The organism is Candidatus Protofrankia californiensis, assembly GCF_900634765.1.
Classification (GTDB): domain Bacteria; phylum Actinomycetota; class Actinomycetes; order Frankiales; family Frankiaceae; genus Protofrankia; species Protofrankia californiensis.
The window spans coordinates 1,233-6,836 of sequence record NZ_CAAAFT010000497.1 but is presented as its reverse complement, the minus strand read 5'-3'; the positions used below and the strand labels follow the sequence as shown (position 1 = coordinate 6,836).

The 5,604-nt window shown below is 70.4% G+C and carries 4 protein-coding genes; 1 reads left to right on the top strand and 3 read right to left on the bottom strand.

The window, feature by feature from the left end; translation table 11 throughout:
* From DD1DGNOD_RS26130 to DD1DGNOD_RS26120, 3 genes are all read right to left on the bottom strand, one after another.
* The coding region (locus DD1DGNOD_RS26130) for a lipid II flippase MurJ (protein ID WP_283234760.1) at positions 1-503 on the bottom strand (503 nt) is incomplete at its 3' end.
* A 221-nt stretch (positions 504-724) separates the two neighbouring features.
* Entirely contained in the window at positions 725-3,307 is a 2,583-nt protein-coding gene (locus tag DD1DGNOD_RS26125) for a DUF6049 family protein (RefSeq protein WP_283234759.1), read from the bottom strand.
* Entirely contained in the window at positions 3,304-3,771 is a 468-nt protein-coding gene (locus DD1DGNOD_RS26120; RefSeq protein WP_131768948.1) for an NUDIX hydrolase, read from the bottom strand. The genes DD1DGNOD_RS26125 and DD1DGNOD_RS26120 overlap by 4 nt, the downstream gene beginning before the upstream one ends.
* Before the next feature lie 158 nt (positions 3,772-3,929).
* Here DD1DGNOD_RS26120 and DD1DGNOD_RS26115 point away from each other — a divergent pair, with 158 nt between their 5' ends.
* Positions 3,930-5,501, top strand: a complete 1,572-nt coding sequence (locus DD1DGNOD_RS26115; protein ID WP_131771231.1) for a CCA tRNA nucleotidyltransferase — start codon at positions 3,930-3,932, stop codon at positions 5,499-5,501.
* Positions 5,502-5,604 lie beyond the last annotated feature (103 nt).

Here is a 5,604-nt window from a genome sequence, read left to right as displayed (position 1 = left end):
GCGAACGACTGGCGGACGTTGAGGATCGCCCCGATCGTGGCGCCCAGCCCGTAGAAGATCACCTGTGGTAGGAACCACCGCAGGAACGTCACGGCGAGATCCTGCTCGGCGCCGCCGGCGGCGAGGTAGGCGCTGATGATGAGCGGGGCGGCCAGCATCGCGACCGCCACGGTGGCACCGAGCCCCAATACCACCAGGGTGAGCAGCGAGGACGCGAACGCCTCGCCCTCGTCCGGGTCGTCCTTGGCCGCCCGGACCAGCACCGGCACGATGACGCTGGACAGCACCCCGCCGAGCAGCAGGTCGTAGAGAATGTTCGGGGTGGTGTTGGCGACGTTGTAGGCGTCCCCGACCGCGCCGGTACCGATCGCCGCGGCGATCGCCACCGTCCGCAGGAACCCCGACGCCCGGGACGCGACCGTACCGATCGCCATGGTGCCGCTGGCTCGGCCGAGGGTCATCGCCTTGCGCCCGGACGCCTTCCTGGGTCGGCCGCCCGTCAACCGGCCCTGCTCCGACCGGCCCTGGCCGGGACCGGCCGGGGGTGTTCCCCGCCTCGCGCTACCCGGGGTGGGGGCAGGCAACGGCGGCCCGACCGGTCCGACCATCGGTTTTGTGGGCCCGGACGGGTCGAAGGCGGGTCGCCGGCGGTGGCGGGCAGGCGGCTTCCTGGTGCCTCCGTTGCCGGCCTCGCCGTTCCTGGTCCCGCCGCCGGGTCCGGCCGTCACGGTCGTGTTCCTTTGTTGCCGGTGTTGCCGGAGGCGTGGCTCGCGCGCAGGAGCCGCTCCAGGCCGTCCCCCGGGGGAACGCCGGTACGCCGGCCACCGGAGGACGGCGTACCGGGCATGCCGCGCCGCTCGTGGGTGCCCGGACCGTCCGCAACGGCGGATGCAGGTGGGTCGTCCGGGTGGGCAGGTCTGGCTGGGTTCGCCGGGGAGGGCTCGGTTCGTAGCGGCAGCGGCCCGGTTCGTGGGGACGCCCCGGCGGGCGTCCGGTCGCGCAGCGTCCGCAACCGGCGGAGCAGCCGGATCACCACCGCGAACGCCAGGACTGCCAGCGCTCCTCCTGTTATCGCCACCGCTATCACGCCGAAGACCGTGGATTTCACCAGGATCCGTACCGGCGGCGCGGTCGACAGCGGCTTGCCGGCCGGGGTGAGGATCGCGACATCGACGGGAAACGTACCGGCGCCCTCGGCATCGACCTCGATTTCCACCTGCACCTTCTGGAGAGGTGGCACTGTGAGTTTAACCTTGGTTTCCGATCGTAGTCGTGCCCGGTCGGTCGAGGACAGGGAGAGCACCACGTTGATGATGACCGCAGTGTTGTTCTCGAGCGTGACCGGGACCGTGCCGTGCTTGCTGGTCAGCGACACACTGCGCGAGGCGACCACCCGGATGCCTTCCCGCAGCGCCTGTACCACACCAGCGACACCCGTGCTCAGCTCGTCGGCGCCGTCCGTGCCGGCGGCGCTCGCCCGCCATGCGATCGATTCGGACGACGTGAGCGTGTACTCCATCGCGTCGATGCCCGCGTCAGCACAGTTGCGTGCGCCGGAGGCTCCCGAGTCCGGCGGGCACAGGACCGACTTCAGCGCGTGGACCTGGTTGCGCAGGTCCTCCGTGGCGATCATCCGGGAGACGGGCAGTTCGGCCGCGCGGGCCCAGTCGGGGTAGGTCAGGGGGCCACGTTCGCCGGCCGCCGGGACCGCTCCCGTCGAGGTGCCGCCCACAGGCGGGGTCGACGTCAGCGCAGCCAACCGGGAGAACGGGGTGGACAGGCCCTCCAAGACCGTTTCCGCCCAGCCGGCCGGCGGGTCCCAGTAACGCGGCAGCGCCAGCGTCTGGGGCCGGACCAGCCCCGGCCGCTCGGCGGCGATCATCGCGATCTCGGCGAGGAGGTCCTGGAACGACTCCGCCTGGGTCGGCGCGTCGGCGTCACTCGTGGGACCGGTCGCGAGATCCGCAAGCTGCGGGTCGGCGGCCAGCACCCGTGCGACACCGCCGGATGTCGGGATCTCGGTGGCGGTCGAGGGGGTGTAGGTCTTCTCCGGGTCCTTCGGCGGCAACAGGTTGGAGTCCGCGATCACGGTTGTGATGCCCATGCGGCGCAGCACGTCGAGGGTGGGGGCGTCGACGAGTCCGTCACCGGGGTAGGCGATCGTCGTGTCCGGGCTGCGACCGATCGCGTTCGCGACGACGGTCCGGCCGGTCAGCAACGCCACCAGGATGCTGTGGAACTCCTGGGCGCGGGTCAGCGCCACCATGTCGACGTCACCGTAGGGCAGGGCGAAGACCGTGCCGCCGGCGTCCGCGAACGCCTTCAGCTTCGCCAGGAAGGCCGCGGCGTCCCGGTCCGGACGTCTGGGGCTCGGACCGGACGGCGTGGCCACCTCGTACGGACCACCGGCGATGATCTGCAGTGTCTGCACGAGGACGGGGTCGACTGCGAGGGCGACGGGCGGTACCGGCCTGCTCCCGACCGGGGCGACGGAGCTCAGCAGCCGGTCCAGCCGGCCGCCGGGTGCCACCAGGTCGGTCAGGTCGTCGTTGGTGAGCCGGCCGTCGGCGCGCAGCCGCGGCACCTCCGCGACCGGTAGCACGACCGAGATCGGCATGGGGCCGGTCACCGCGACCGGAGCCCAGACCAGGAAGGAGTAAGTCGTCCCGACGACCTTGCGTTGGCCGTTGAGCATGCCGGACGCGGTGAAACGCAACGGGTAGACCCGCAACGCGGCCGGCAGGCCCAACCCTGTCAGCTTGGCGCCGGCGGTGAACGTCACCGGGAGAGCTCCCGGTACGAGCCTGCTCGCCACCGGCTGGGAGGCGACCGCGGTCGAGTAGCTCAGCGCAGCCGCGGCGGCCGGGTTGTCACGCAGGTTCGCCAGGTCCTTGCGGCTGGACACCACACGTGCGAGCTCGATCCGTATCTCCAGGTCGGAGATCTGGTCGGCGCCGGTGAGTTCCAGGTGGCCGGTGACGTTCAGTGGTAGCTGTGGCCCGGCAACAGCGGCGAACTCGTCGAGTGCCACCCGGACAGGACGGGTGGCACCGGTGGCCACAGCCGTCGTGGACCGGACAGCCCTCGTGGGCTGGAGTGGGGGTTGCGGGGAAGCAGCGCTTGCCGAGCCCGGCAGTCCTGACGGGCCCGGGGGCGAACCTGTGGATATATGTGTGAAGCCTGTGGATGGAGGGTCGGCTCGGGCATGGACTGCAGTCGCGCCCAACATCATAATTGTCACCGACAGTACGATCGCAGCGACCGTGACGGTACACCGTACTGCGGGGTATACGTGGCTGTCTGTCACATGCTGTCCGTGAGAATGGCCGGCACCCTGTGCAGGAGGCTGCGTTCGTCGTCGTAGGCGAGTAGTTGCGGAACATCGACCAGAGGTACCCAGGCAACCTCGGTGACCTCGACGTCGACGTCCGAGAGCTCCCCGGTCGTCCGAAGCAGGAGATAGTGGTGAACGGTCTTGTGTACGCGCGTCCGTCCGGTCACGAACCAGAAATCAATCATTCCCAGCCGGCCGAGTACCCGTCCGGTCACACCAGTCTCCTCCGCCACCTCCCGAACCGCTGTCTGCTCCGCTGTCTCACCCGCTTCGACGTGGCCCTTCGGTAACGACCACAGCAAGTCGCCGTTACGGTCACGGCGTGCTATCAGTGCCGCATTGGCCATTTCCGAATGGTCGTCCAGTACCAGCCCGCCCGCCGAAGTTTCCTCCGTCCGGCGCAGCCGCCGCCGAGGGGAGGGCGAGAACGGGGCCATGGGCTGATCGTACGAGTCTTGCGCGTCACTTCTCCCGGCATGCGACCGCAGCGGGAGCGGCCGGCGAATGCTGATCGGCGAGTACCGATCGGCGCATGCTGATCGGCAGGTGGTTGCCGGAACGGTCTGATCCCGGCCTATACCCTGGGACAGTGTCGGTGATCTGCCTGGACAACCCACGTGACTCCGCGGAGCGGGCGGTCAGCGCACTGCTCAAGGTGCCGGCTTCCGCTGACGATCTCGGACGGGTCTTCGCCAACGCCGGCCACAGCCTGTATCTGGTCGGCGGATCCGTCCGGGACGCCCTGTTGGGCCGTCCGGGCCCGACCGGCACCGCGGACGCGGCCGGCGGCCCTCGAACGTCCGGCGTGGCCGGTGCCGACCTCGACTTCGCCACGGACGCCCGTCCCGAACAGATCCTTGACATCACCCGCGGCTGGGCGGACGGGGTCTGGGAGACGGGGATCGCCTTCGGCACCGTCGGGTTGATCCGGGCCGGAGTACGGTTCGAGGTCACCACCTACCGGACCGAGGCATATGACCGCACCTCGCGGAATCCGGTGGTCGCCTATGGCGACACCCTCGAGGGGGACCTCGTCCGCCGCGACTTCACCGTCAACGCCATGGCGGTGTCCGTACCCGGTCACGAGTTCGTCGACTTGTTCGGCGGTATGGGCGACCTCGCCCGCAAGGTGCTGCGCACACCCGGCTCCCCCGAGGCATCCTTCGACGACGACCCGCTGCGCATCCTGCGCGCGGCCCGCTTCGAGGCCCAGCTCGGGCTGGTCCCGGTGCCGGAACTGGTCGCGGCGATGCGTTCGAGGACACCCCGGCTGAAGATCGTTGCGGTGGAACGCATCCGGGACGAGCTGCGCAAACTCATGGTTGCGGCCGATCCCGTCGCGGGGCTTGCCCGTCTGGTGGACGTCGGCGTCGCCGACGTCGTGCTGCCCGAACTGCCCGCACTGCGGATGGAGATCGACGAGCACCACCAGCACAAGGACGTCTACGCCCACACCCTGACCGTGCTGCGCCAGGCCATCGCCTTGGAGGACCCGCCACCCGACGGCGGTCCGGACGAGGTGCTGCGCTGGGCCGCGCTGCTGCACGACATCGGAAAGCCACGGACCCGCCGGCACGCCCCAGGGGGCGGTGTCTCCTTCCATCATCACGAGGTGGTCGGGCGCGACATGACCCGCAGGCGTCTGGCCGCGCTGCGCTTCCCCAAGGACGTCGCGGACGCGATCACTCTGCTGGTGTTCCTGCACCTGCGCTTCCACGGCTACGGGCGCGGTGAGTGGACGGACGCGGCGGTGCGCCGGTACATCCACGACGCCGGGCCGCAGCTGTCCCGACTGCACAAGCTCGTGCGCTCGGACTGCACGACGCGTAACCGGCGCAAGGCCGAGACGCTGGCTGCCACGTACGACACGCTGGAGGAACGGATCGCCCGGCTGTCCGAGCAGGAGGAGATCGCCGCGATCCGCCCGGAGCTGTCCGGGGACGACATCATGGCGCTGCTGGGCCTGACGCCTGGCCGGCTGGTGGGGCAGGCCCGGGCGCACATGCTCGACTTCCGTTTCGAGGCGGGCCTGGTCGGGCGCGAGGGAGCCGAGGCGGAGCTGTTCCGCTGGGCGCGCGCGAACAATATCCCCATCCCCGGGGAGATCCCCGGCGAGCATCTCGACTCCGGCCTTCCTGCCGACTCCGCCGTCAGGTCCCGGACCTAGCCAGGGCGGCGGCGCCTGAACCTCGGGCCTGCACGTGCGCCCCACAGACGTCCCGGGGACCCCTGCCACAACAACCGGGGCCACGACACCGGGGCCACGACAC

Coding starts and splice junctions, on each gene's coding strand:
- DD1DGNOD_RS26120 (WP_131768948.1), bottom strand. CDS start 3,771: ATGGCCCCGTTCTCGCCCTCCCCTCGGCGGCGGCTGCGCCGGACGGAG.